Annotated in this window: 25 protein-coding genes and 1 pseudogene; all 26 read right to left on the minus strand. The window is 68.5% G+C overall.

The genetic code is table 11. From position 1 onward, the window contains the following. On the minus strand, positions 1-660 hold the full coding sequence (locus ACFJIX_RS05475; protein WP_377158309.1) for a DUF3261 domain-containing protein: 660 nt from the start codon (positions 658-660) through the stop codon (positions 1-3). Positions 661-668: 8 nt separating this feature from the next. Continuing rightward, a complete protein-coding gene (locus ACFJIX_RS05480) occupies positions 669-1,790 on the minus strand; it encodes a class I SAM-dependent methyltransferase (protein ID WP_377158311.1) in 1,122 nt (373 codons plus the stop codon). Beyond that, a complete protein-coding gene (locus ACFJIX_RS05485; RefSeq protein ID WP_377158313.1) occupies positions 1,787-3,484 on the minus strand; it encodes an MMPL family transporter in 1,698 nt (565 codons plus the stop codon). The genes ACFJIX_RS05480 and ACFJIX_RS05485 overlap by 4 nt, the downstream gene beginning before the upstream one ends. Then, positions 3,478-4,200 carry a hypothetical protein gene (locus ACFJIX_RS05490; protein WP_377158315.1) on the minus strand — a complete coding sequence of 241 codons (723 nt, stop codon included), beginning with the start codon at positions 4,198-4,200 and terminating at the stop codon, positions 3,478-3,480. The genes ACFJIX_RS05485 and ACFJIX_RS05490 overlap by 7 nt, the downstream gene beginning before the upstream one ends. 7 nt (positions 4,201-4,207) lie before the next feature. After that, positions 4,208-4,609, minus strand: a complete 402-nt coding sequence (locus tag ACFJIX_RS05495) for an outer membrane lipoprotein carrier protein LolA (protein WP_377158317.1) — start codon at positions 4,607-4,609, stop codon at positions 4,208-4,210. A 267-nt stretch (positions 4,610-4,876) separates the two neighbouring features. Then, complete coding sequence (locus ACFJIX_RS05500; RefSeq protein WP_377158318.1) at positions 4,877-5,341, minus strand: acyl-CoA thioesterase; 465 nt, start codon at positions 5,339-5,341, stop codon at positions 4,877-4,879. Beyond that, positions 5,331-6,887 carry a histidine ammonia-lyase gene (gene hutH, locus ACFJIX_RS05505; protein ID WP_377158319.1) on the minus strand — a complete coding sequence of 519 codons (1,557 nt, stop codon included), beginning with the start codon at positions 6,885-6,887 and terminating at the stop codon, positions 5,331-5,333. The genes ACFJIX_RS05500 and hutH overlap by 11 nt, the downstream gene beginning before the upstream one ends. Then, complete coding sequence (locus ACFJIX_RS05510; RefSeq protein ID WP_377158321.1) at positions 6,874-7,857, minus strand: acyltransferase; 984 nt, start codon at positions 7,855-7,857, stop codon at positions 6,874-6,876. Before ACFJIX_RS05510 ends, hutH begins: the two co-directional genes overlap by 14 nt. After that, positions 7,854-8,588 (minus strand): glycosyltransferase family 2 protein, encoded by a 735-nt coding sequence (locus tag ACFJIX_RS05515; RefSeq protein WP_377161630.1) that lies wholly within the window; start codon positions 8,586-8,588, stop codon positions 7,854-7,856. The genes ACFJIX_RS05510 and ACFJIX_RS05515 overlap by 4 nt, the downstream gene beginning before the upstream one ends. Further along, entirely contained in the window at positions 8,585-8,938 is a 354-nt protein-coding gene (locus ACFJIX_RS05520; RefSeq protein ID WP_377161632.1) for a 3-hydroxyacyl-ACP dehydratase FabZ family protein, read from the minus strand. The genes ACFJIX_RS05515 and ACFJIX_RS05520 overlap by 4 nt, the downstream gene beginning before the upstream one ends. Positions 8,939-9,443: 505 nt before the next feature. Further along, positions 9,444-10,343 (minus strand): annotated as a pseudogene (locus ACFJIX_RS05525) (AMP-binding protein); the annotation flags it as partial. Positions 10,344-10,426: 83 nt separating this feature from the next. Continuing rightward, positions 10,427-10,984, minus strand: a complete 558-nt coding sequence (locus ACFJIX_RS05530) for a hypothetical protein (RefSeq protein WP_377158322.1) — start codon at positions 10,982-10,984, stop codon at positions 10,427-10,429. A 6-nt stretch (positions 10,985-10,990) separates the two neighbouring features. Continuing rightward, positions 10,991-11,254, minus strand: coding sequence for an acyl carrier protein (locus ACFJIX_RS05535; RefSeq protein ID WP_377158324.1), 264 nt, complete (start codon positions 11,252-11,254; stop codon positions 10,991-10,993). A 27-nt stretch (positions 11,255-11,281) separates the two neighbouring features. Continuing rightward, a complete protein-coding gene (locus ACFJIX_RS05540) occupies positions 11,282-11,548 on the minus strand; it encodes a phosphopantetheine-binding protein (RefSeq protein WP_067279176.1) in 267 nt (88 codons plus the stop codon). After that, positions 11,529-12,338: a lysophospholipid acyltransferase family protein gene (locus ACFJIX_RS05545; RefSeq protein WP_377158326.1), complete on the minus strand. Its 810-nt coding sequence runs from the start codon at positions 12,336-12,338 to the stop codon at positions 11,529-11,531. Before ACFJIX_RS05545 ends, ACFJIX_RS05540 begins: the two co-directional genes overlap by 20 nt. 9 nt (positions 12,339-12,347) lie before the next feature. Next, positions 12,348-13,160: a beta-ketoacyl synthase chain length factor gene (locus ACFJIX_RS05550; RefSeq protein ID WP_377158328.1), complete on the minus strand. Its 813-nt coding sequence runs from the start codon at positions 13,158-13,160 to the stop codon at positions 12,348-12,350. Positions 13,161-13,220: 60 nt separating this feature from the next. Then, positions 13,221-13,637: a F0F1 ATP synthase subunit epsilon gene (locus ACFJIX_RS05555; RefSeq protein ID WP_088405913.1), complete on the minus strand. Its 417-nt coding sequence runs from the start codon at positions 13,635-13,637 to the stop codon at positions 13,221-13,223. Between the two features lie 81 nt (positions 13,638-13,718). Continuing rightward, entirely contained in the window at positions 13,719-15,131 is a 1,413-nt protein-coding gene (gene atpD, locus ACFJIX_RS05560; protein WP_377158329.1) for a F0F1 ATP synthase subunit beta, read from the minus strand. A 48-nt stretch (positions 15,132-15,179) separates the two neighbouring features. Then, on the minus strand, positions 15,180-16,055 hold the full coding sequence (atpG, locus tag ACFJIX_RS05565) for a F0F1 ATP synthase subunit gamma (protein ID WP_297530792.1): 876 nt from the start codon (positions 16,053-16,055) through the stop codon (positions 15,180-15,182). Positions 16,056-16,114: 59 nt separating this feature from the next. After that, a complete protein-coding gene (gene atpA / locus ACFJIX_RS05570; protein ID WP_377158330.1) occupies positions 16,115-17,668 on the minus strand; it encodes a F0F1 ATP synthase subunit alpha in 1,554 nt (517 codons plus the stop codon). A gap of 91 nt (positions 17,669-17,759) precedes the next feature. Next, a complete protein-coding gene (locus ACFJIX_RS05575) occupies positions 17,760-18,293 on the minus strand; it encodes a F0F1 ATP synthase subunit delta (protein WP_377158332.1) in 534 nt (177 codons plus the stop codon). Positions 18,294-18,295: 2 nt separating this feature from the next. Next, entirely contained in the window at positions 18,296-18,766 is a 471-nt protein-coding gene (locus tag ACFJIX_RS05580; RefSeq protein ID WP_377158334.1) for a F0F1 ATP synthase subunit B, read from the minus strand. Positions 18,767-18,804: 38 nt separating this feature from the next. Then, the gene (gene atpE / locus ACFJIX_RS05585; protein ID WP_067066400.1) at positions 18,805-19,074 is read right to left on the minus strand and encodes a F0F1 ATP synthase subunit C; all 270 of its coding nucleotides are present in this window, start codon (positions 19,072-19,074) and stop codon (positions 18,805-18,807) included. A gap of 80 nt (positions 19,075-19,154) precedes the next feature. Then, positions 19,155-20,024 (minus strand): F0F1 ATP synthase subunit A, encoded by an 870-nt coding sequence (gene atpB, locus ACFJIX_RS05590; RefSeq protein ID WP_377158336.1) that lies wholly within the window; start codon positions 20,022-20,024, stop codon positions 19,155-19,157. A 16-nt stretch (positions 20,025-20,040) separates the two neighbouring features. After that, complete coding sequence (locus tag ACFJIX_RS05595) at positions 20,041-20,532, minus strand: ATP synthase subunit I (protein WP_377158338.1); 492 nt, start codon at positions 20,530-20,532, stop codon at positions 20,041-20,043. Between the two features lie 180 nt (positions 20,533-20,712). After that, positions 20,713-21,753 (minus strand): SMP-30/gluconolactonase/LRE family protein, encoded by a 1,041-nt coding sequence (locus tag ACFJIX_RS05600; RefSeq protein WP_377158340.1) that lies wholly within the window; start codon positions 21,751-21,753, stop codon positions 20,713-20,715. Between the last annotated feature and the right edge of the window lie 35 nt (positions 21,754-21,788).

The raw sequence follows: 21,788 nt of genomic DNA on the forward strand, positions 1-21,788 counted from the left end.
TCATCGGCCGGACTCCAGGGGTCGGGATTCGATCAGGAGCCGATAGTGCTCCCGCTGGTTGGTGATGACGATCCGGCTGTCCCCCCCGAGGTCCCCGGAGACGGCGACATCGACGACCGGGTGTGCGACGTCCGCGCCCGCGATCAGCTCGCGGCGGCCCGGCGTCTCGCGCAGCGTCCAGCCCGACGGCAGCGCGCCGCGCAGCGCGGCCATGGGCCAGTAGACCAGCGTCATGTCGCGCAGCATGCGCTGCTCGTCGACCTCGGCGGGCAGGCGCGGATGGCGCTGCGTCTTCAGCTCGCGGCCATCCCACTGCATCAGCAGCACGCGCTGGCCGATCGCGAAGGCGGCCAGGCGCAGGCCCTCGCGGTCGATCTCCAGCTGCACGTCGACGACCTGCGGCTCGCGCCCGCTGCCGTCCAGCGGCGTGACCGTGAGCCGCTGGCTCAGGCTCGCGTCGCGCTCGAGCAGCGCAGGGGCCAGCCGCAGCATCGGCAGCGGCGTCTCTTCGCTGGCAGGCGCCGAGGCCGACGCCGACGTCGGCGCCGCCGCTCCCGTCGACGCGGCAGCAGGCAGCCGCGAGGACGCGCACCCCGTCATCGCCACCGCGAGCGCGGCGAACGGGACGAGGAGCGACGCCTGCAGCCCCCTGAGGCTCATCGGACGCATCACGCCTTCGTCAGCCGCATCAGGCTGTGGCAGTAGCCGATGTTGTCGCGCATCGTGACGAGCTTCAGGCCGGCCTGCGCGGCCAGGCGCAGGTAGTCGCCGCTCTGGTAGACCTTGGAGTTGCCGCTGGCCATCGCGGTGAAGTACGGCGAGGTGTTGATCAGACAGTACGCGGCGATGTCGTAGCGCTGACGGTCCCACAGCGTGTCCAGGATCAGCACCTGGCCGCCGGGCGCCAGCGCGTCGGCCACGCGGCGGAAGATGCTGGCGATCTGCGGCTCGCCGAAGCAGCTCAGGAACTGGCTCATCCAGATGATGTCCATGCCTTCGGGCAACGCGGCGTTGTCGTCGAGCATGTCGCGGCCGTGGAACTTCGCGCGGCCGACGGTGCCGGCCTCGGTCAGCGTGGCGCGGGCCAGTTCGAGTTGCTGCGGCAGGTCCACCAGGTTCAGCTCGAAATCGGCGTTGTAGGCCAGCGCCGCGCGGCTGAACTTGCCGGTGTTGGCGCCGATGTCCATCACGCGCCTGGGCGCGGTGGCGAAGACGTCGGGCAGGATGTCCGGGAACGAGGTGTCGGAGTAGAAGTGGTCGAACTCGAACCAGCTCGTGCGCGCCGGCTCCTGCAACTGCGACAGGCCTTCGTAGATCGTCGGCCAGGGGCCCAGGTGGGCCAGGCCCAGCGGGCGCTCCTCGTCGAGCGAGCGCTCCAGGTCGAACAGCCCCTGGTAGCAGACGTCCTGGACGAAGTTGATGTTGATCTGCGTGATGCGGTCGCTGATCAGGCAGTAGCCGGTCTTGTCCAGCGTCCAGCGGCCCTGCTTCAGTTCGACGACGCCGGCCGACAGGCAGGACTCCAGCGCGAGCTTGAGCGCGTAGGCGGTCCATCGACCGTCGGCCACCAGCTGTTCCATGCTGAGTCCAGCGTCACCGGCGCCGGCCAGCGTTTCCAGCATGCCGCGCTTCCACGCGTAACGCACGCATTGGAAGACGACCGGACCGAAGGCGATCTTCTGGGCCTCGTAGCGCGCGGCGAAGGCGCTCTGCTTGGGCGGGGAGAAGCGCTTGTCGATGGCCTCGGTGGCACCGTGCGCTGCGGTGTCCTGGGTCGCGGTCGTGGTCATGGAGTCCCTTGTGATGAAGGTGGTGTGGGCGCGGTGGCGCCTCTCGGATCGTTGGTCTGGTCAGGGCGCGTGACAGCGTCGGCGTCGGTGCCGGTGTCGGTGTCCGCGGGCATGAAGAGCGGCGTGAGCCACCAGGCGAGCGTGACGCCGACCAGCATCGTCAGGCCGAAGGCGCGCAGCGCCGGCGTGGTGGACAGCGCCAGCAGGCCGAAGGCCAGCAGCGTGGAGAGCGCGGCCAGGCTCACGGACAGGAAGGGCTGGATCTCGCGGCGGCCCGGTTGTTCGAGCAGGAAGATGCCGTAGTCGACGCCCAGGCCGAGCAGGATGAGCAGCGGCAGCAGGTGGAACAGCGTGACGGGGACGCCCGCCATGCCGAAGACGGCGAGCGTGAGCAGCGTGGCGAGCGAGGTCGGCACCAGCGCCCGCCACGCCCGGCGGCCGAAGCGCGGCATCAGCGCGAGCCACACCAGCAGATGCCCGGCCACCACCATCACGCCGAACAGCGACGCGTAGCGGCCGAGCAGCGCGGAGATCTCGCCGACCTTGTCGACCCAGACCGCGCCGGGGATCTGGCCGATCGCCGCGGACAGTCGCGCGGCGTCCAGCGGCGCATCGCCGCCTCGCAGCAGCACGGCGCTGCGCCAAGCACCATCCGCGCCGCGGCCCAGCCATTGATGACGCAGCGGTTCCGACACCGGCGACGCGAGCCACGGTGCCGGCAGCAGCGGCGATGCGACGGCGGCGGGCGCGGGCAGCGTCTCGTCGAGCATCGTCGACAGCGCGCCGTTGATCTCGGCCGCACGGCGCGCGATCAGCGCGGCGTCGTCGCGTTGCGCCTGCCGTGACGGCAGCCATTGCGACACCGCCTGCGACTCGACGCCCAGCGCACCGAGGGCCCGCACCACGGCCTCGTCGCGGGTCAGCAGTTGCTCTTCGCTCTCGCCCTCGACGAGCACGAAGCGCGCGACGCCGGGCAGGCCCATCACACGGCCGACCTCGCGCTGCTGGTCGATCAGCGCCGCGGGCGCGCTCTGCAGCTGGCGGATGTCGTCGTTGCGCGTGAGCTGATACAGCCCGATCAGGATGAACATCGACGTGAAGATGATCAGCGTCGACGCCCAGCGGCGCAGCGGGGCATGGGGCACGCGGGCGCGCAGGCCGCCGAGCCACAGTCCGAAACGCGTCGGCGGCGCGGCCTCGCCGTCCAGCCACGGGAACCAGAGCATCACGGTCACGAACGCGCCGAGCAGACCGGCCGACGAGAACACCGCGATCTGGCGCAGTCCGGGGAACGGTGCGATGCCGATCAGCGCGTAGGCGATCACCGTCGTCAGCATCGCCAGGCTCACGATCGGCCACTGCCGCCGCAGCATGTCCCAGCGCGCCGCGCGCGGCAGGCCCATGCGGGCGCAGAAGTAGTTGCTGCCGTAGTTCTCCGCGACGCCCAGCAGCGTCGCGCCGAACACCAGCGTGATCAGGTGCAGTCCGCCGAAGAGCGCGTGCGTCACCGAGACCGCCGCCGCCAGGCCCACGGCCATCGACAGCGTCACCAGCACGCGCGGCCGCAGCGAGCGGAACGCGCACCACGTCAGCAGCACGATGCCGATCAGCGAGCCGACGCCGATGGTGTGGATCTCGCGCTCGGCCTGCGCCGCGGCGGACGCCGCGAACAGCGGCACGCCGCCCATCAGCACGCGCGCGCGTCCGGCACCGTGGTGCGTGCGGCGTCCGCTGCGGCTTCAAGTCGCGCGACCAGCGCGCGCTGCGCCGACACCGCGAAGGCCGGCGCCGTCGATTCGGCCATCAGCACCGCGTAGATCGTGTCGCCGTCGGTCACCGTGAGTCGCCCGTCCTGGACACGCACGCGGCTGATGCCGGCGCGCTCGGCGAGCCAGCGGCCGCGCAGATTCAGCGGGTCCTCGGCCCAGGAGCCGATGCGCGGCAGCCCCACCGGCTGGTGCAACGCGCGCAGCGCCTGCTGGGCGAGCGCTTCGGTCGACTGCGTCTGCAGCGCGCGGCGGTCCGTCTCGGTCAGCAGCGCGGCGCGCCACGGTGCGTAGAAATTGAGCCAGGCGCCCTGCTCGCCCTCGTCGACGCGCCAGCGCAGCGCGACCTCCTTGCCCAGCGCCTCGGCGAACGCGTCGCCCGCACGGCGTGCCTGCGCCGGATCCTTCGTGCCGATCAGCACGACGACGCGTCGCTCGCCCGCATCGGCCAGCGCGCGCGTGGCCGTGGCGACGGCGGGGCGGCGCTCGTCGCGCGGCAGCATCGCGAGCACGTCGCTGTCCAGCACGCCGGCCGGTCGCGTCCACAGCCACGCCTGGTGCGCCGCGATGACGAGCACCACCGCCAGCCACAGCCAGGCAAGCAGGCGGTGACCGCGCGGAGGACGCGACGCGAGGGCGGTCATGCGGCGATCAGTCGAAGAGCCGCGCACCGCCCTCGGGGGCGGATTCGCGCAGATTGGAGAAGACGATGCGCGTGATGTCGCCGCCGGCCTCGACCAGCTCGACCGCGCGCACGTGCGTGTCGCCGCTGAGCGCCAGACGCTGCAGGACCTGCAACCACGCCGCCTGGCGCGGACGCAGGTCCAGCTTCCAAGCGGCGGTGCCGGTCAACTCGCCCTCCATCGCGAAGAGCTTGGAGAGCGCGCCCACATCGCCGCCGAGCAGCGCGAACATCATCTCGTTGACCAGCCGCAGTGCGGGCTCTCGCTGGGCGTCCATCCGCATCGCCGTCGCGCCGCCCTGGCTGGCGCGGATCTCGTCGCGCGTCAGGCGCAGCTCGCTCTCGAACGGCGTGCGCGTGTGCCACAGCACGCCGCGGGCCGCGCGCCACGACGAAGTCGCCGCGCGAGACCACCGGCTTCTTGAATCCGGGCACCTGCTTCGATTGCTCGAAATCGCCGCGCAGCCAATCGGGCTGACGCAGACGCGACTGCACGCCCTTCATCAGCGCGGCTTCATCGGTCGCAGCCAGCGCCGAAGTCGGCAACACGAAGGCCGACAGCGCGCCGACAGCGAGCAGTCGGCGACGGATCGGATCGACGCTCGTCGTGCCCATCTTGTGCATCGTGGTCATCGCCGTCACGCCGGGCGCACGCCCAGCTTGTCCCACAGGATCCGCGGGCAGACGTACTGCATCTGCCGCGACGCGATCTCCAGCGCGACCTGGATCGTGTAGGCCTTGTTGAGCACGCGGCCCGTCGCGGCGTCGCGCACCTGGTACTCGATCTTCAGGCGGTTCTCCCACTCGACGATCTCGGCGCGGATGCGCACCGCCTGGCCGTACTCGACCATGCCGACGTACTTCAGCCGGATGTCCACGATCGGCCACGCGTAGCCGGACGCCCGCATCTGGGGATAGTCGTAGTCGAACTTCTGCAGCAGCGCGCACCGCGCGAGCTCCAGATACTTGACGTAGTGGCCGTGCCAGACGACCTCCATGAGATCGATGTCATGGAACGCCGGCGAGAGCTCGATCTCGTGGCTGAGGTCCGGCGGGCTGTTGTCGGCACGGTCGAAACCGCTGCCGTCGGCGTCAATCGTCATGGAGCCTCCACTGCCGCTCGCGCAGCGCGTGCACCAGCGCGAGCAGTTCGCGATCGAGCGCGCGGTCTTCCTCGATGAGGGGGATGCGGGCCGAAAGCTCCTCCAACATCGCGGCGGCGCCGGTGCCCAGCGCCAGCGGTTCCGGCTGCAGGAGCGCGCGCAGCGCGAGGCCCTGGCGGGCGGCGATCAGCATGGCGGCGACGACCTGCTCGGACAGCTCCAGCACGCGCAGGCAGTCGCGCGCGGCGATCGTGCCCATGCTGACCTTGTCCTGGTTGTGGCACTCGGTCGAGCGGCTGAAGACCGAGGCCGGCATCGTCTGCTTGAGGGCCTCGGCGGTCCAGGCCGACACGCTGATCTGCAGCGCCTTCAGGCCGTGGTTGATCGCGGCGCGCTCACCGGACGCACCTGACAGGTTGGACGGCAGACCGTGGTTGTAGCGCGTGTCCACCAGCAGCGCGAGCTGCCGGTCCAGCAGATCGGCGACGTTGGCCACGGCGTTCTTCAAGGTGTCCATCGCCAATGCGATGTGACCGCCGTAGAAATGGCCGCCGTGCAGCACGCGCTCGTTCTCGGCGTCGATCAGCGGGTTGTCGTTGGCGCTGTTGAGCTCGTTCTCGATCAGCTGGCGCAGGAAGGGCAGCGCGTCCTCGAGGACACCGATGACGTGCGGCGCGCAGCGCAGCGAGTAGCGGTCCTGCAGGCGATGCGAGTTGCGGCTCGGCGCGTCGACGGCCAGATCGGCGCGCAACCGCGCGGCGATCTTCTGCTGGCCCGGATGCGGCTTGGCGGCGAACAGCGTCTCGTCGAAGTGGTGCGCGTTGCCGGCGCTGGCGACGACGTTCATCGCCGTCAGGCGCGTGGCCATGCGGTTCAGGTAGTCGGCGCGCGTCCACGCGAGGCAGGCCAGGCCCGTCATGACGGCCGTGCCGTTCATGATCGCGAGGCCCTCCTTCGGGCGCAGTTTGTGCGGGGTCAGACCGATGGCCTTCAGCGCGTCGGCGGCAGCCATGCGCTCGCCGCGCCACATCACCTCGCGCTCGCCGCACAGCACGGCGGCGACGTAGGACAGCGGCGTCAGGTCGCCGCTCGCGCCGACCGACCCTTCCGACGGGATCAGCGGCAGCACGTCGTGGCGCAGCAGCTGCTCCAGGCCTTGCAGCAGCTCCAGGCTCACGCCCGACATGCCCTGCGCCAGCGAGTTCAGCCGCGCGGCCAGGACGGCGCGCGTCTGCTCGGCCGTGAGGTAGGCGCCGGCGCCGCAGCCGTGGTACGTGTACAGGTGGTGCGGGAGTTCCGTGACCAGGTGCGGCGGGATCACGACGGTGCAGGAATCGCCGTAGCCGGTCGTGACGCCGTAGATGACGCCGTCCTCGGCCAGCAGGCGGGCGACGAAGTCGGCGCCCGCGCGGATGCGCGCCTGGAAGGCGGCATCGGTGGACAGGCGCGCCTCGGCGCGGCGCTCCGCGATCGCGGCGACGTCCTCGATGCGCAGCGGGCCGCCGTCGAAGATCACGGTGGGCAGCAGGGTCTCAGGACTCGACATCGGGTTGATTCCAGAACGGGAAGAAATTGAACCAGTCATGCGGCGAGCGCCGCAGGCAACGCGTCAGCGCCGCGACGTAGGCGAGCGCCGGATCGGTCATCGCGCGCTCGCGATCGCCGCGCGGCAGGGCGATGCGATCGGCCAGGCGCTCGAAGCGCAGCGCATAGCCGCGGCCCTCGTGCACGCAGCCCATGAAGAAGAGCGGGCACTTGAGCAGCCCGGCGATCAGGTACGGCCCGATGGGGAAGCGCGCCGGCTCGCCCAGGAAGGGCAGCGTCAGCGTGCGGCCGCTGTTGACCGGCACGCGGTCGCCGGCGATGACGACGCACTCGCCGGCCGAGATGCGCTCGGCCAGCTGCATCGCCAGCGCGGGATCGATGCCGGTCACCTCGATCAGGCGCACGCTGGCGCCTTCCGCGATGGCGTCGGCGCCCTGCAGCCGGTCGAGGATGCGGTTGAAGCTCTGCGCGTGGCGCGTGTGCACCAGCACGTTGAGACGCAGGCCCGGCATCCGGCCGGCAAGCGCGCGGCACAGCTCCAGGCAGCCGATATGGGCCGTCGCGAGCACCAGGCCCTGCCCGGTACGCAGCTGCGCAAGGACCTCGTCCTTGCCGTCGACGCTGACGCGCTCCGCCGGATAGCGGCCGGCCATCGCCAGCAGCTTGTCGAGCATCGTGTCGGCGAACAGCGCGACATGCGCGAGGCTGTCGCGCCAGGTCGGCGCCGGGCGGCCGGCGACGGCATGCACGCGGCGCAGATAGTCGAGGCTGTCACGGCGCAGCGTGGGCCGGCTCAGCCAGTGCACGAACACCACGGGGAACATCGCCGCGCGGAACAGCCATCGTCCCGCCACGCGATGCACCGCGTAGAGCAGCCAGATGCCGGCGACGAAGGTCGTCTCGCCGAACTGGGCCCAATGGCGCGGTGCGTCGGCGGGACCCGACCCGGAGGCGGGGTGCGGATCGCTCACGGGGCCACCTTGCGCCACAGCAGCAGCGGCAGGCGCGGCAGCATGCCGAAGAACAGCCGCGTGTGCATCCACGAGATCAGCAGGTTGTCCCGCAGCGCGCGGAAGTGCGAGACGCCGTCCTCGGGATAACGCACGCGGGTCGGCACGTTGCGCACGCGCACGCCGTCCCAGACCAGGCGCACGGCGATCTCGACATCGAAGTCCATGCGTCGGCCGATGCGCGTGCGCGTCAGCCGCGCCACCGTCGGTGCCAGCGGATAGACGCGGAAGCCGCACATCGAGTCCTTCACCGCGAAGGACAGCGTGTTGATCCACACCCAGACGTGCGTCGCGTAGCGGCCGTAGAGCCGCCCCTTGGGCACCGACGCGTCGTAGACGGGGCAGCCGCAGATGAAGTGATCGGGGAAGGCCTCGGATTCGGCCAGGAAACGCGGCAGATCGCCGACGTCGTGCTGGCCGTCGGCGTCGATCTGCAGCGCGTGGGTGAAGCCCAGTCGTTGTGCTTGCGTCAGCCCGGCGATCATCGCGCCGCCCTTGCCCTGGTTCACCGCGAGGCGCAGCAGGCGGACCTCGGCATCGGCGGCGGACAAGGCATCCAGCACGGCGGCACAGCCGGGCTCGCTGCCGTCGTCGACCAGCAGCACCGGCAGCCCCTGGGCGCGCAGGGCCTGCACGACGCCGCCCACCGGACCGCCGTGGTTGTAGACGGGCACGACGGCCGTGAGGCTCATGCGGTCGCTCCCTGCAGGCGGATCTTTCCGGCGGCGTGAGCGCCGGCGGCCGAGCGATAGCTGAAGCTCAGCAGCGGCGCGGTGAACGCGAGCGTGAGCTCCACCGTCATCCCGGGCGCGATGACCTGCTGGAACTTGAGGTTGTCGATGCCGGCGAAGTCCGCCTGCCCCGCGGCCTGACCCGCCGGCGGCAAGGGCAGCCACTCGCGCGCCAAGAGCATCACCCAGTCGAGCTGCGCGACACCCGGAAGGACGGGATGGCCGGGGAAGTGACCGTCGAATTGCGGCAAGGTCGCATCGACGCTGAGGCGCAACGTGACTTCGTGGGCCGACCGCGCCAGCAACCGCACCCCCCGGCCGTCGCGGGTCGAAGAGCCGCGTCAGCGCAGCCACCGTGACCTTGCCCTGCGCGTTCACCGGCAACTGCGAGAGGAAGCGCCAACGCCGCGGCAGCGCGATGCGCTCCAGGTGCGGCGCGAGCCGGTCCCTGAGCTTCTGCGCGAATGCGGCCTTGCCGTGCGCGTCGTGCTCGGCCCAGCCGGCGTCGTTGAGCTGCACGGCGACGGCGAGCTGCTCGCGCGCGCCGGGCTCCAGCACGAAGACGCGCAGATCCTCGATCCAGCCGCTGTCGCGCAGCACCGTCTCGATCGTCTGCAGCGACACGCGCTTGCCTTCGATCTTCACGATGCGATCGGCGCGGCCCAGCAACTCGAAGCCGTCGGCGGTGAGGCGCACGCGATCGGCGCTCTCGAACCATTCAGCCGGATCGGGCAGGTGATGCGATCGGATGCGCAGCGTGCCGGATTCGTCAGCCTGCCACTCGATGCCGGGCAGCGCGGTCCAGGTCGTCGGTGCGCCGACGTCGCGCTGGCGCCAGGCCACGCCGCCGGTCTCGCTGCTGCCGTAGACCTCCAGCGGCGCCTGGCCGAAGAGGCGGCGGCAATCGGGCACGGCCTCGTCGGGCAGCGGACCGCCGGACGAGAAGATCAGCGCCAGATGGGCGGCCTCGACTGGAGGCGCGCTGTCGGCGGGCGGCAGACGCTTCAGGTGCGCCGGGCTGGCGACGACGGCGAAGCGCGGGCCCGCGTGCAGAGCGGCGAGCAGGGTCTCGATGTAGGGCAGGCGCTCGGCATGCAGCACGCGGCCCGCGGCCAGCGGCCACAGCACCCGGTACAGCAGGCCGTAGATGTGCTGGTGGGACACGAGGCCCAGGATCTCGGCGCCATCGAGGCGGGCGCCGAAGGCCTCCTCCAGCGCGTCGACCTCGGCGAAGAGCTCGCGCAGCCGCTTCGGGATCGCGCCTGGCTGGCCGGTGCTGCCGGAAGTGAAGATGACGAGCCGTTCGGCCTCGGCGTCGAGCGGCTCGAAGGTCCGGTCGTCGGGCGTCGCGGCGGCCTCGATGCGCGGCAGCGCGGCGTCTGCGACATTCATGGCGCCTGCGGCCGGCGCCGACATCGCCGTCGTCGGTGCATCGCTCGCCAGCGCGCTCACGCGCCCGCGCAGCGCCTGCAGCGTCGCGGGCTGGAGATCACCCGGCAGCCACGCCGTGCCGCCCACGGCCCAGAGGCCGAACAGCGCGGCGGAGAATTCAACGGTGTCCTCGAAGTGCAGCGACACGTGCGGCGCACCCGAGGTGCCACTCGACAAGCCCCCCACCGCTGCGTCTGCATGGCCTCGATCCAGCGCCGCGAAAAGCGGCCGCCCAACGGCGCGTCCGCGCGTGGAAGCCGGCCTCGTCCACCAGCCCGCCCGCACGGCGGGCCACCGGTCGACCGGGGCGCGGAGGCGCGCTCATCAGCGCGCACAGGGTCTTCAGCAAGCTCATGGAGGAGGAAGGATCAGGTCTGGACCGCGTCGCGCCGACGCACCCACAGGCGCATCAGGTACTCGCCGCCCATCAGCAGTCCGATCAGCACGTAGGACACCAGCCCGTTGTACAGCGCCCAGACCTTGTCGTCGGCCCAGAGCGCCGTCGCCAGGGCGATGCCGCCGTTCATCACGAAGAACCCGCACCAGACCTGGGTGACACGGCGCGTGTAGCGTTGGCCGCGTTCATCGAGATCGGGCTCCGTCAAGCGCGCCAGGCGTTCGACGATCGGCGGACCGTGCCACAGGCTCACGCCGAACAGCCCCAGCAGCCCGGCATTCACCAGCACCGGATAGAGCTTGAGCGGCAGGCTCTGGTTCATCAGCGCGGCCGCGCCGGCGAGCAGCGCGGCGCCGGCGGCGCTCCACCACCAGAGACGGGCCTCGGCGCTGCCGCGACGGGCGAGCGCGCGCAACGCGGCCAGCGCCGCCAGCAGCAGCGCGAGGTCGCGCGGCTGGGCATGCGCCAGACCGAGATACACGAGCAGGGGATAGGCCGCCGTCAGCAACCACAACACGGCGCGGGCCATGGAGACTCAGGCGCTGGCCGTCTCCGGCGTCTTGATCAGGCCTTGCAGCGCGTCGACGACGTCCTGCAAGGTGCGCACGGCCTTGAAGGCCTCGGGCTGCAGCTTCTTGCCGACCATCGGCTTGAGCTTCACGATCAGGTCGACCGCGTCGATCGAGTCGATGTCGAGGTCCTCGTAGAGGCGGGCCTCGGGGGTGATGCGATCGGCTTCGATGTCGAAGGTCTCGATCAGGATGTCGCGCAGGCGCGCGAAGATGTCTTCATTCGTCATGTCGTGGATCCTCCCTGCCGGCTTGAATCAGGCCGCGACCTTGCCGTGCTCCGCCACGAAGCGGGCCAGCGCGCGGATGCTGGCGAAATGCCGGCGCGTCTCTTCCGAGTCCGCAGCCATGCTCACGCCATATTTCTTCTGCAGGGCCAGCCCCAGCTCCAGCGCGTCGATCGAGTCCAGCCCCAGGCCGGTCACGAAGAGCGCGTCTTCCGCGTCGATCTGCTCGGGCGTCAGGTCCTCGAGATTCAAGGCCTCGATCAATAGCAGTTTGATGTCACGTTCCAGCGCCTGCATGGCTCCCTCGTTCATTCGAAAAATAATGGATCAGATGGTCCGTCAACCGCCTTGCCGCCAGGGCGGGTTCGCCGCCGCTGGCCGTCAGGAACGGCGCCACCGCAATGTCTTCACCCACGCAGATGTCGAAGTGCAGTCGCCGCGATGCCACCTGCCACCACGGCTGGCCCTTGGTCAGGCCCAGCGGGGTGCATCGGATGGTCACCGGTGTGATGTCCTGGACGGCGCGCGTCGCGATCTGGGCGGCGCCGCGCTGCATGCGCAGCGGCTCGCCGGGCCGCGTGCGCGTACCTTCCGGGAAGATGATCAGGTTGCCAGACGCTGCGAGGCTGTCCATACAGGATTGCAGCAAGTCGGCCCCAGAATTGTTGCAGATGTAGGCTGTTGACCGCACGGGGCCCCTGGTGAAGGGATTGCTCGCCAGCGTGGACTTCACCACGCAGTCTGCGTTTCGCACGAGGGCGATCAGGAACACGACGTCGATCAAGGTCGGGTGGTTCGCCAGGATCAGCAGACCGCCGCGATGCAGACGTTCGCGATGACGGATCTCGAAGCCGATCAGTCCCAGCACCCGCATCCAGCCGATGAACAGCCGGAATGTTCGATGCACTGCCCCGCGGGCCAGCGCGACGCGACGTTCGCGGTTGCGGACCAACAGGTCCAGCGCCGGGAACCAGACCAGCCAGAGGATCAGTCCGCCGACGCCGAAGCTCGCGAAGGCGATCGCGGTTGCGAGCACGCGCCAGGCGCGGCCGACGGTGCGGTCGAGGAGGTCGAGCAACGGGCCCATGGCATCGGCTCAGGGCGTGTCGGCCGGACGGCGCGTCCAGCGCCAGCCGCCGGGCTGCCCGGCGATGAGACGGTCCAGCGAGACGCCTTCCCGCGCCGCGCCGGCTTCGTCTGCCGCGGCGAGCAGCGCCAGCACCGGGAGGCTGCCGCTCAACCATGGTGAGGACGGTGCCTCCGGCGCGAGTGCGTCGGCCGCCACCGGCTCCAGCTCGAAGGATGGCGAACCGGCCTCCGGCCGCGCGAGCACGCAGGCCCACGCGACGAGCGCCGGATCCGCCGTCGAGGGGTCGATCTGTCCGAGCGCCGCGTAGGCATCGGGCAAAGGCGCATCGACATGCGCGACCAGCACCTGCGACGCGCCTTCTGCCAGCAGGCCAAGCGCCTCGCAGAAGGCGGCTTCCGCGCTGTGTTCGCCGCCGGCGACGGCGAGGTAGTTCTGGCGGTCCTGCCGCGCCATCGAATACAACGCGCCGGACGCGTTGTGCACCGAAAGGCTGAAGTGCGTCGGCGACAGCGGCTCACCGCCGGCCAGTTGCTGCAGCAGCGTCAGCGAGCGGGCGATCTCGCCCCAGCGTGACGCGAAGATCACCGGCATCGCGCCGGCGCCCTCTTCCGGCGTGCCTTGCGCCCACCACGCGGCCTGCAGCGCGGCGCGGCCCAGCGGGTCGATGCGACGGCGCATCATCGCCGGCACTTCGGCCAGCGGCGGTTGGCCCTCCGCGGCGATCGGCGTGGGCGAAGCGAGCCAGGCGCGCCAGGCTTCCCGGGAATCGAGACCCGGAGCCCAGGCGGCCCAACGAACGACGCGGAAGCGGTGATTCATGATGAAGAAAGCCCGCCTCGATGTCGCGAGGCGGGCTGCTCGGCTGGGGCCGGAAGGGGTTCAGCGCTTGGCGCGGAACTTCCGCAGCGCCGCGATCTGCGCGGCCATCGCCGCGAATTCGCTTTGCGCCTTGGCGAAGTCGATGTCGCTCTTGGCGTTCTTCATCGCGTCTTCGGCGGCCTTCTTCGCGGCCTCGGCGCGGGCCTCATCGAGGTCCTTGCCGCGGATCGCGGTGTCGGCCAGCACGGTCACGACGTCGGGTTGCACTTCCAGCAGGCCGCCGGCGACGAAGACGAACTCTTCATCGCCGTTGGGACGCTGGATGCGCACGGCGCCCGGCTTGATGCGGGTGATCAGCGGGGTGTGCTTGGGCAGGATGCCCAGCTCGCCGCCTTCGCCCGGCAGCGCCACGAATTTCGCCTCGCCCGAGAAGATCTGCTCTTCCGCCGAGACCACGTTCACGTGGAGGGTTGCCATTGCGTTTCCTTGATCGAAAGGTGGGAAGTCCGTTCAGCTCATCGACGGCGGGTCCGTCAGGACCGCGCCGTCGAACGGGCTTTACTGGATCTTCTTGGCCTTCTCGAAAGCCTCGTCGATCGTGCCGACCATGTAGAACGCTTGTTCCGGCAGGTGGTCGCATTCGCCGTTCACGATCATCTTGAAACCACGGATGGTTTCCTTCAGCGGGACGTACTTGCCGGGCGCGCCGGTGAACACTTCCGCGACGTGGAACGGCTGCGACAGGAAGCGCTGGATCTTGCGAGCGCGGGCCACGGCCTGCTTGTCTTCCGGCGACAGCTCGTCCATGCCCAGGATCGCGATGATGTCGCGCAGTTCCTTGTAGCGCTGCAGCACCGACTGCACCGAACGCGTCACGTTGTAGTGCTCTTCGCCGATGACGTTCGGGTCGATCTGACGCGAGGTCGAGTCCAGCGGGTCCACGGCCGGGTAGATGCCCAGCGACGCGATGTCACGCGACAGCACGACGGTGGCGTCCAAGTGGGCGAAGGTCGTGGCGGGCGACGGGTCGGTCAGGTCGTCCGCAGGGACGTACACGGCCTGGATCGAGGTGATCGAGCCGACCTTGGTCGACGTGATCCGCTCCTGCAGGCGGCCCATTTCCTCGGCCAGCGTCGGCTGGTAGCCCACCGCGGACGGCATGCGACCCAGCAGCGCGGACACTTCGGTACCGGCCAGCGTGTAGCGGTAGATGTTGTCCACGAAGAACAGCACGTCACGGCCTTCGTCGCGGAACGACTCGGCCATGGTCAGGCCGGTCAGCGCCACGCGCAGACGGTTGCCCGGGGGCTCGTTCATCTGGCCGTAGACCATCGCGACCTTCGACTTGCTCAGGTCCTCCTGGTTCACGACGCCCGCGTCGGACATCTCGTGATAGAAGTCGTTGCCCTCACGGGTACGCTCGCCGACACCCGCGAACACCGACAGACCCGAGTGAGCCTTGGCGATGTTGTTGATCAGCTCCATCATGTTGACGGTCTTGCCGACGCCGGCGCCGCCGAACAGGCCGACCTTGCCGCCCTTGGCGAACGGACAGATCAGGTCGATGACCTTGATGCCGGTTTCCAGCAGCTCCTGCGACGGGCTCAGCTCGTCGTAGGCCGGGGCCTTGCGGTGGATGGACGCGGTCTGCGCGCGCGAGACTTCGCCGCGCTCGTCGATCGGGTTGCCCAGCACGTCCATGATGCGGCCCAGCGTGGGCTGGCCGACCGGGACCTGGATCATGTCGCCGGTGTTGTAGACCTCGCTGCCGCGGCGCAGGCCGTCGGACGAGCCCAGCGCAATGGTGCGCACCACGCCGTCGCCCAGCTGCTGCTGAACTTCCAGCGTCAGGGTCGAGCCTTCCATCTTCAGGGCGTCAAACACCTTCGGCATCTGGTCACGCGGGAATTCCACGTCCACCACGGCGCCGATGCACTGAACGATCTTGCCCACCGATTGAGTGTTAGCCATTTCTTCGTTCCTTCAATTCAAATCTGTTGCCTGCGATCGATCGCGAGATCAACCGCTGATGGCGGCCGCGCCGCTGACGATTTCCGACAGTTCCTTCGTGATCGCGGCCTGGCGGGTCTTGTTGTAGACCAGCTTCAGCTCACCGATCAGCGTTCCGGCGTTGTCGGTCGCGGCCTTCATGGCCACCATCCGCGCGGATTGCTCCGACGCCATGTTCTCGGCCACGGCCTGATAGACCAGGGCTTCGGTGTAGCGCACCAGCAGCTCGTTGATCACGGTCGGGGCGTCGGGTTCGTACAGGTAGTCCCATGCGTGACCCGCGGCATCCGTCTCCAGCGACTCGGCCGTCAGCGGCAGCAGCTGCTGCACCACCGGCTCCTGCTTCATCGTGTTGACGAAGCGCGTGTAGCAGAGGTAGACCGCCGACAGCTTGCCGTCCGCATACGCGTCCAGCAGCGTCTTGACCGGGCCGACCAGCTTCTCGAGCTGGGGGCTGTCGCCGAGCTGCGTCGCATGCGCGACGACCTTGGCGCCGATCCGGTTCATGAAACCCAGACCCTTGTTGCCGATCGCCACCACTTCGGACTTCTGACCCGCGGACTCAACTTCCTTGAGCTTGCCGGTCGCCGCGCGAAGCAGGTTGGTGTTCAGACCGCCGCACAGACCCTTGTCCGTCGTGACCACCACGAAGCCCACCGACTTGGCGTCCGGGTTCGCCACCATGAACGGGTGACGGTACTCCGGATTGGCCTTCGACAGATTGGCGGCGATGTTGCCGACCTTCTCCGCGTACGGACGGGCCGCGCGCATCCGATCCTGCGCCTTGCGCATCTTCGAAGCGGCGACCATCTCCATGGCCTTGGTGATCTTCTTGGTGTTCTCGACCGACTTGATCTTGCCGCGAATTTCCTTGCCTGCTGCCATGATTTCTCCTGTGAGGGCCGGGTCTTGCCTGACTTCAACGAGACCCGGTCATGGGTTGCTTAGGCGAAGGACTTCTTGAACGACGTGATCGCGGCGTTCAGTTCGGCTTCGGCATCCTTGTCCATGGCCTTGTCGCTTTCCAGCTTCGTCAGCAGGGCGGCGTGCGAGGACTTCAGGAACTGGTGCAGACCGTGCTCGAACGGCAGGACCTTCTTGACGTCGATGTCGTCCATGAAGCCCTTGTTCGCGGCGTACAGCGACGCGCCCATCAGGCTGATGGACAGCGGGCTGTACTGGGCCTGCTTCAGCAGTTCCGTCACGCGGGCACCGCGGTCCAGCTGCTTGCGGGTCGCGGCGTCCAGGTCCGAGGCGAACTGCGCGAACGCGGCCAGCTCACGGTACTGGGCCAGGTCGGTACGGATACCGCCGGACAGCGACTTGATCAGCTTGGTCTGCGCAGCGCCACCGACGCGCGACACCGAGATACCGGCGTTGATCGCGGGACGGATGCCGGCGTTGAACAGGTTGGTTTCCAGGAAGATCTGGCCGTCGGTGATCGAGATCACGTTCGTCGGAACGAAGGCGGACACGTCGCCGGCTTGCGTCTCGATGATCGGCAGCGCGGTCAGCGAGCCGGTCTTGCCCTTGACTTCACCCTTGGTGAAGGCTTCGACGTACTCGGCGTTGACGCGGGCGGCGCGCTCCAGCAGACGGCTGTGGAGATAGAACACGTCGCCGGGGAAGGCTTCGCGGCCCGGGGGACGGCGCAGCAGCAGCGAGACCTGGCGGTAGGCGACGGCCTGCTTGGACAGGTCGTCGTACACGATCAGCGCGTCCTGGCCGCGATCGCGGAAGTACTCGCCCATCGTGCAGCCCGAGTAGGCCGACACGTACTGCATCGCGGCGGATTCCGACGCGGACGCGGCGACGACGATGGTGTAGTCCATCGCGCCAGCGGCTTCCAGGGCGCGCACGACGTTCTTGATCGACGAGGCTTTCTGGCCGATCGCGACGTACACGCAGGTCATGTTCTGACCCTTCTGGTTGATGATCGCGTCGATCGCCACGGCGGTCTTGCCGGTCTGGCGGTCGCCGATGATCAGCTCGCGCTGGCCACGGCCGACGGGCACCATCGAGTCGATCGACTTCAGACCGGTCTGCACCGGCTGGTCGACGGACTTGCGGGCGATCACGCCCGGGGCGACCTTCTCGATGACGTCGGTCATCTTGGCGTTGATCGGGCCCTTGCCGTCGATCGGCTGACCCAGCGCGTTCACGACGCGGCCGATCAGCTCGGGGCCGACCGGCACTTCCAGGATGCGGCCCGTGCACTTGACGGTGTCGCCTTCGGAAATGTGCTCGTACGCGCCCAGGATCACGGCGCCGACGGAGTCGCGCTCCAGGTTCAGCGCCAGACCGAAGGTCTGCGTGCCGTCCGGGGCGACCGGGAACTCCAGCATTTCGCCTTGCATCACGTCGGACAGGCCGTGCACGCGCACGATGCCGTCGGACACGGACACGACGGTGCCCTGGTTGCGCACGTCGGTGGACGCGCCAAGGCCTTCGATGCGGCTCTTGATCAGTTCGGAAATTTCAGCAGGATTCAGTTGCATTGCTTGCTCCCAGCGGCATCCCGCCGAAGCGGGACACCAGGGTGAATCGGGGGGATCTCAGGCAGTCGGGCCGAAGCCTGAAGCCGAGGCTTCAGGCAGTCAGCGCCACTTTCATGCGTTCCAGACGGGCCTTCACCGAGGTGTCCAGCACCTCGTCGCCGACCACCACACGGATACCGCCGATCAGGCCAGGCTCCAGCTCAACCTGCGCTTGCAGCTTGCGACCGAAGCGCTTCTCCAGCGACACGACCACGTCGGCCAGTTGGGCCGGCTCGATCGGGAACGCGCTGTAGATGTGCGCATCGGACACGCCGGAAGCGGCATTGGCCAGTTCGTGGAACTGCTGGACCATCGCCGGCAGCGCCGACAGGCGGCCGTTGGCGATCACCTCGCGCAGGAAGTTCTGAACGCCGGGCACCAGCGACTGGCCGCTCGCCGCGGACACCACCTGGAACACCTGTTCGGTGCTCACCTTGGGGTCTTCGGCGAACTGGCGCAGTTGGCTGTCGCCGGCGACGAGCGCCAGCGCGGCGAGCTGCTCGCTCCAGGTCTTGAGGTCCTGGGAGGACGCGACCTGGAACAGCGCTTCGGCGTAGGGACGGGCAATGGTTGCGAGTTCAGCCATGATTACAGCTCCGTCTTGAGACGGTTCAGCAATTCGGCGTGCACGCCGGCATTGACCTCGCGCTGCAGGATCTGCTCGGCGCCCTTGACGGCCAGCGCGGCGACCTGCTCGCGCAGGGCCTCGCGGGCGCGCACCGACTGCTGCTCGGCTTCGGCCTTGGCAGCGGCGATGATCTTGGCGCCTTCGTCTTCCGCACGCTTCTTCGCTTCGTCCACGATCGCGGCGCCACGCTTTTCAGCGTCGGACAGCAGCTTGGTGGTTTCGTTGCGGGTCTGCGCCAGTTGCTCGTCGACCTTCTTGTTGGCATTGGCCAGTTCGGCCTTCGCCTGGTCAGCGGCGGTCAGGCCGGCACGGATCTTCTCCGCGCGCTCGTCCAGTGCCTTCACGATCGGCGGCCAGATGAACTTCATCGTGACGAACACGAGAAGCGCAAACGGGATCCACTGGATGAAGAGGCTAGCGTTGATATTCACGGCACGATCCTTTCAGTCGTGAAAGGGTTCGGGCTCAATCAGCGAGCGACGGTGGCCAGCAGCGTAGCGGCGAACGGGTTGGCGAACGCGAACAGCAGGGCGATGGCGACGCCGATCAGGAAGGCGGCGTCGATCAGACCGGCCAGGATGAACATCTTGGTTTGCAGTTCGTTCATCAGCTCGGGTTGACGGGCCGACGATTCCAGGAACTTGCCGCCCATCAGCGCGATGCCGATGGAAGCGCCGATCGCGCCCAGACCAACGATGATGCCGCAAGCCAGAGCGACCAGACCGAGGATGTTTTCCATGTTTTGCTCCTGAGAGAGTTAGATAAAAGGGAAAGGGAAAAGGAATCGAGAAATCGCGGGGATCGAGCTGTCCGGCCGGATCAGTGCGCGTCGTGCGCCTGGCCCAGGTAGATCAGCGTCAGCATCATGAAGATGAAGGCCTGCAGCGTGATCACAAGGATGTGGAACAGCGTCCAGACCGTGCCGGCCAGGACGTGGCCGATGGCCAGGCCGATGCCGGTTCCGGTCAGGGCCCAGCCGCCGCCCATCAGGGCGATCAGCATGAACACGAGTTCGCCGGCGAACATGTTGCCGAACAGTCGCATGCCATGAGACACCGTCTTAGCGACGAACTCGATGACCTGCATGGCGAAGTTGGCGGGGTAAAGGAACCACTTGTCGCCGAACGGCGCGGCGATCAATTCGTGACCCCAGCCGCCCAGGCCCTTGATCTTGACGCTGTAGAAGAACACCAGCGCCAGGACGAAGGTCGACAGGCTCAGCGTGGTCGACAGGTCGGCGGTCGGCACGACGCGCTGATAGGCGTGGTGCGCGTCATGGGCGACGTAGTTGGTGAACAGCGTGGGCAACCAGTCGACCGGCAGCATGTCCATCGCGTTCATGAAGAAGATCCACACGAACACGGTCAGGGCGACCGGACCGATGACCTTGCGGCTCTTCTCGTTGTGGATGACCGACTTGGCCTGGTTGTCCACCATCTCGACGAGGATCTCGATGGCGGCCTGGAAGCGGCCCGGCACGCCGGCATGCGCCTTGCGTGCGACACGCCAGAGGATGAACACGGCCAGCAGGCCGAGGACTGTCGAATAGATCAGCGAATCGAAATTGAAGACGCTGAAGTCGACCAGACCCGTCTGCTTGACGTCTTCGAAGGCGAAATTCTTCTGCCAATGCTGCAAATGGTGGGTGATGTATTCACCCGAAGTCGGCGCGTGCCCTTCTGCTGCCATGGTTGTATTTCCGTCTCTATTTTCTGATTCGACCCCGCCGAAGCAGGGCCAGCCAATTTGCCTTCAGGGTCACGACGAGGGTCGAGAGCAATGCTGCCCAACTCAACGACGGGAAACCCGCGGCGACCGCCACCAGGATGGCGACCGCCAGAATGATCTTCACCAGCTCCCAGACCACGAACGACAGCATCGGAGTGCCGGCATCCACGGTCTTGCGCCGCGTCACGCCCCACGCCATCAAGGCGTTCGGCACGACGACCGAGACGGCACCGAACAGCGCCGACCAGGTTTTGTCGGCTTGCAGGGACAGCAGCCCCCACAGCGCGACCATGGTGGCGCCCGCCGCCGCCTGCCAGGTCAACAACGACCAGACGGACATCACCGGGAGCCGGGCCCGCAAGTCCTGCGCTTCTTCTCGCGTCAGGGGCTTGAAAGCCGGTTCGCCACCCGCATTTCCTTCTGTTCCGTCGTCCCAAGCATCCTGGCTGGCGGTGCCACGGTCGTTCATCTGAACGGGCCGGTGCGGCTCTGCGGGCGGCGCAACGGGTGCGCGCGCTGGATGGGGATTCACGGCGTCAGGGGGCGAGCTGCAAAACCACGGGATTATAGGGGTTCTGGCCTTACGAACCCTTAACAGGCCGTGGCGCCGGCCCATCCGCGCCGACTTGACAGGCTGCGCGAACCGCGACTAGGGCTCTCCCGAGCCCTGTTCATCGGCTTTCGGAACACTCACCCTACCAGAGCGGCGCGCTGTGCGCACGCAACACCTGTCCCCTCCCCGGGCGCTCAGTCGTCCCAACGCGCGAACTGCACCGGCAACCCCGCCACCGGCACCCGCATCTTCAACACGCAGCCGGCCCAGGGCTGAGCGGCGAGCTCGGCCTCGCTGCGCTTCCCGTGCGGTGGTGACGAAAAGGGTGCACATGTCTGCACCACCGAAGGTCGGCATGGTGGCGCAGCGCACCGGCAGCTCGACCCGCGTGAGCACCTCGCCCGACGGCGACAGCCGCAGCAACTGCTGCCCTTCCATCATGGCGATCCAGTAGGCGCCCTCGACGTCCACGGCCGCGCCATCCGGCCGGCCGCCGTAGGTCTCGAGCGGCTGCTCCGGCGCGCGCTTGTCGAAGCTGATGAAGGTCTCACGCGCGCCGACGGTGCCGGTGTCGGCATCGAAGCTCAACCGGTAGACCTCATGGGCCTTGGTGTCGGCCCAATACATCGTGCGGCCGTCGGGGCTCCAGGCCAGGCCGTTGGACACGGTGATGCCGTCCAGGACCTGTTCGAACGCCCCGTCGCGCAGGCAGTAGAGCGCCGACTCCGGCTCGCGCGCGTCATCGATCGTGCCGACCCACAGACGCCCCTTCGCATCGGCCTTGCCGTCGTTGAAGCGGCGCTTGGACGCGTCGTAGGGCGGGTCGAGCAGCCTTTCATACGCGCCGGTCGCCGGATCGAAGCGCCACAGCCCGTTGCGCTGCGGGATCAGCAGCTTGCCGTCGGTCAGCGGGACCACGCAGCCCGGCTCGTCGTTGAGCGCCCAGCGGGTCGGCGTCTCCGCGCGGTTGTCGAGCCGGAACAACGCTTTGCCCGGGATGTCGACGTAATAGAGGCATTGCTCCAATGGATGCCAGAACGGCGACTCGCCGAGCAGCGCCGGCGTCAGCGATGCGGGCTCGAGGCGGAAGAAGTCGTCCGAGGACGTCGTCGAAGCGGCGTGGGGCTGTGAGCTCATGCCCCGATGCTATGCCCGTAACCCGACGAAACCGA

It is taken from the genome of Roseateles sp. UC29_93, assembly GCF_042695725.1.
Taxonomy (GTDB): Bacteria; Pseudomonadota; Gammaproteobacteria; order Burkholderiales; family Burkholderiaceae_C; genus Roseateles; species Roseateles noduli_A.

What these genes read in the sequence shown, in the direction of transcription:
- ACFJIX_RS05530 (WP_377158322.1), bottom strand. Translation starts at nt 10,984, where the DNA reads ATGGCCCGCGCCGTGTTGTGGTTGCTGACGGCGGCCTATCCCCTGCTC.
- ACFJIX_RS05550 (WP_377158328.1), bottom strand. Translation starts at nt 13,160, where the DNA reads ATGAATCACCGCTTCCGCGTCGTTCGTTGGGCCGCCTGGGCTCCGGGT.
- ACFJIX_RS05535 (WP_377158324.1), bottom strand. Translation starts at nt 11,254, where the DNA reads ATGACGAATGAAGACATCTTCGCGCGCCTGCGCGACATCCTGATCGAG.
- atpA (WP_377158330.1), bottom strand. Translation starts at nt 17,668, where the DNA reads ATGCAACTGAATCCTGCTGAAATTTCCGAACTGATCAAGAGCCGCATC.
- atpG (WP_297530792.1), bottom strand. Translation starts at nt 16,055, where the DNA reads ATGGCAGCAGGCAAGGAAATTCGCGGCAAGATCAAGTCGGTCGAGAAC.
- ACFJIX_RS05575 (WP_377158332.1), bottom strand. Translation starts at nt 18,293, where the DNA reads ATGGCTGAACTCGCAACCATTGCCCGTCCCTACGCCGAAGCGCTGTTC.
- ACFJIX_RS05515 (WP_377161630.1), bottom strand. Translation starts at nt 8,588, where the DNA reads ATGAGCCTCACGGCCGTCGTGCCCGTCTACAACCACGGCGGTCCGGTG.
- ACFJIX_RS05545 (WP_377158326.1), bottom strand. Translation starts at nt 12,338, where the DNA reads ATGGGCCCGTTGCTCGACCTCCTCGACCGCACCGTCGGCCGCGCCTGG.
- hutH (WP_377158319.1), bottom strand. Translation starts at nt 6,887, where the DNA reads ATGTCGAGTCCTGAGACCCTGCTGCCCACCGTGATCTTCGACGGCGGC.
- atpE (WP_067066400.1), bottom strand. Translation starts at nt 19,074, where the DNA reads ATGGAAAACATCCTCGGTCTGGTCGCTCTGGCTTGCGGCATCATCGTT.
- ACFJIX_RS05600 (WP_377158340.1), bottom strand. Translation starts at nt 21,753, where the DNA reads ATGAGCTCACAGCCCCACGCCGCTTCGACGACGTCCTCGGACGACTTC.
- atpD (WP_377158329.1), bottom strand. Translation starts at nt 15,131, where the DNA reads ATGGCTAACACTCAATCGGTGGGCAAGATCGTTCAGTGCATCGGCGCC.
- ACFJIX_RS05475 (WP_377158309.1), bottom strand. Translation starts at nt 660, where the DNA reads ATGAGCCTCAGGGGGCTGCAGGCGTCGCTCCTCGTCCCGTTCGCCGCG.
- ACFJIX_RS05500 (WP_377158318.1), bottom strand. Translation starts at nt 5,341, where the DNA reads ATGACGATTGACGCCGACGGCAGCGGTTTCGACCGTGCCGACAACAGC.
- atpB (WP_377158336.1), bottom strand. Translation starts at nt 20,024, where the DNA reads ATGGCAGCAGAAGGGCACGCGCCGACTTCGGGTGAATACATCACCCAC.
- ACFJIX_RS05540 (WP_067279176.1), bottom strand. Translation starts at nt 11,548, where the DNA reads ATGCAGGCGCTGGAACGTGACATCAAACTGCTATTGATCGAGGCCTTG.
- ACFJIX_RS05555 (WP_088405913.1), bottom strand. Translation starts at nt 13,637, where the DNA reads ATGGCAACCCTCCACGTGAACGTGGTCTCGGCGGAAGAGCAGATCTTC.
- ACFJIX_RS05480 (WP_377158311.1), bottom strand. Translation starts at nt 1,790, where the DNA reads ATGACCACGACCGCGACCCAGGACACCGCAGCGCACGGTGCCACCGAG.
- ACFJIX_RS05595 (WP_377158338.1), bottom strand. Translation starts at nt 20,532, where the DNA reads ATGAACGACCGTGGCACCGCCAGCCAGGATGCTTGGGACGACGGAACA.
- ACFJIX_RS05490 (WP_377158315.1), bottom strand. Translation starts at nt 4,200, where the DNA reads ATGACCGCCCTCGCGTCGCGTCCTCCGCGCGGTCACCGCCTGCTTGCC.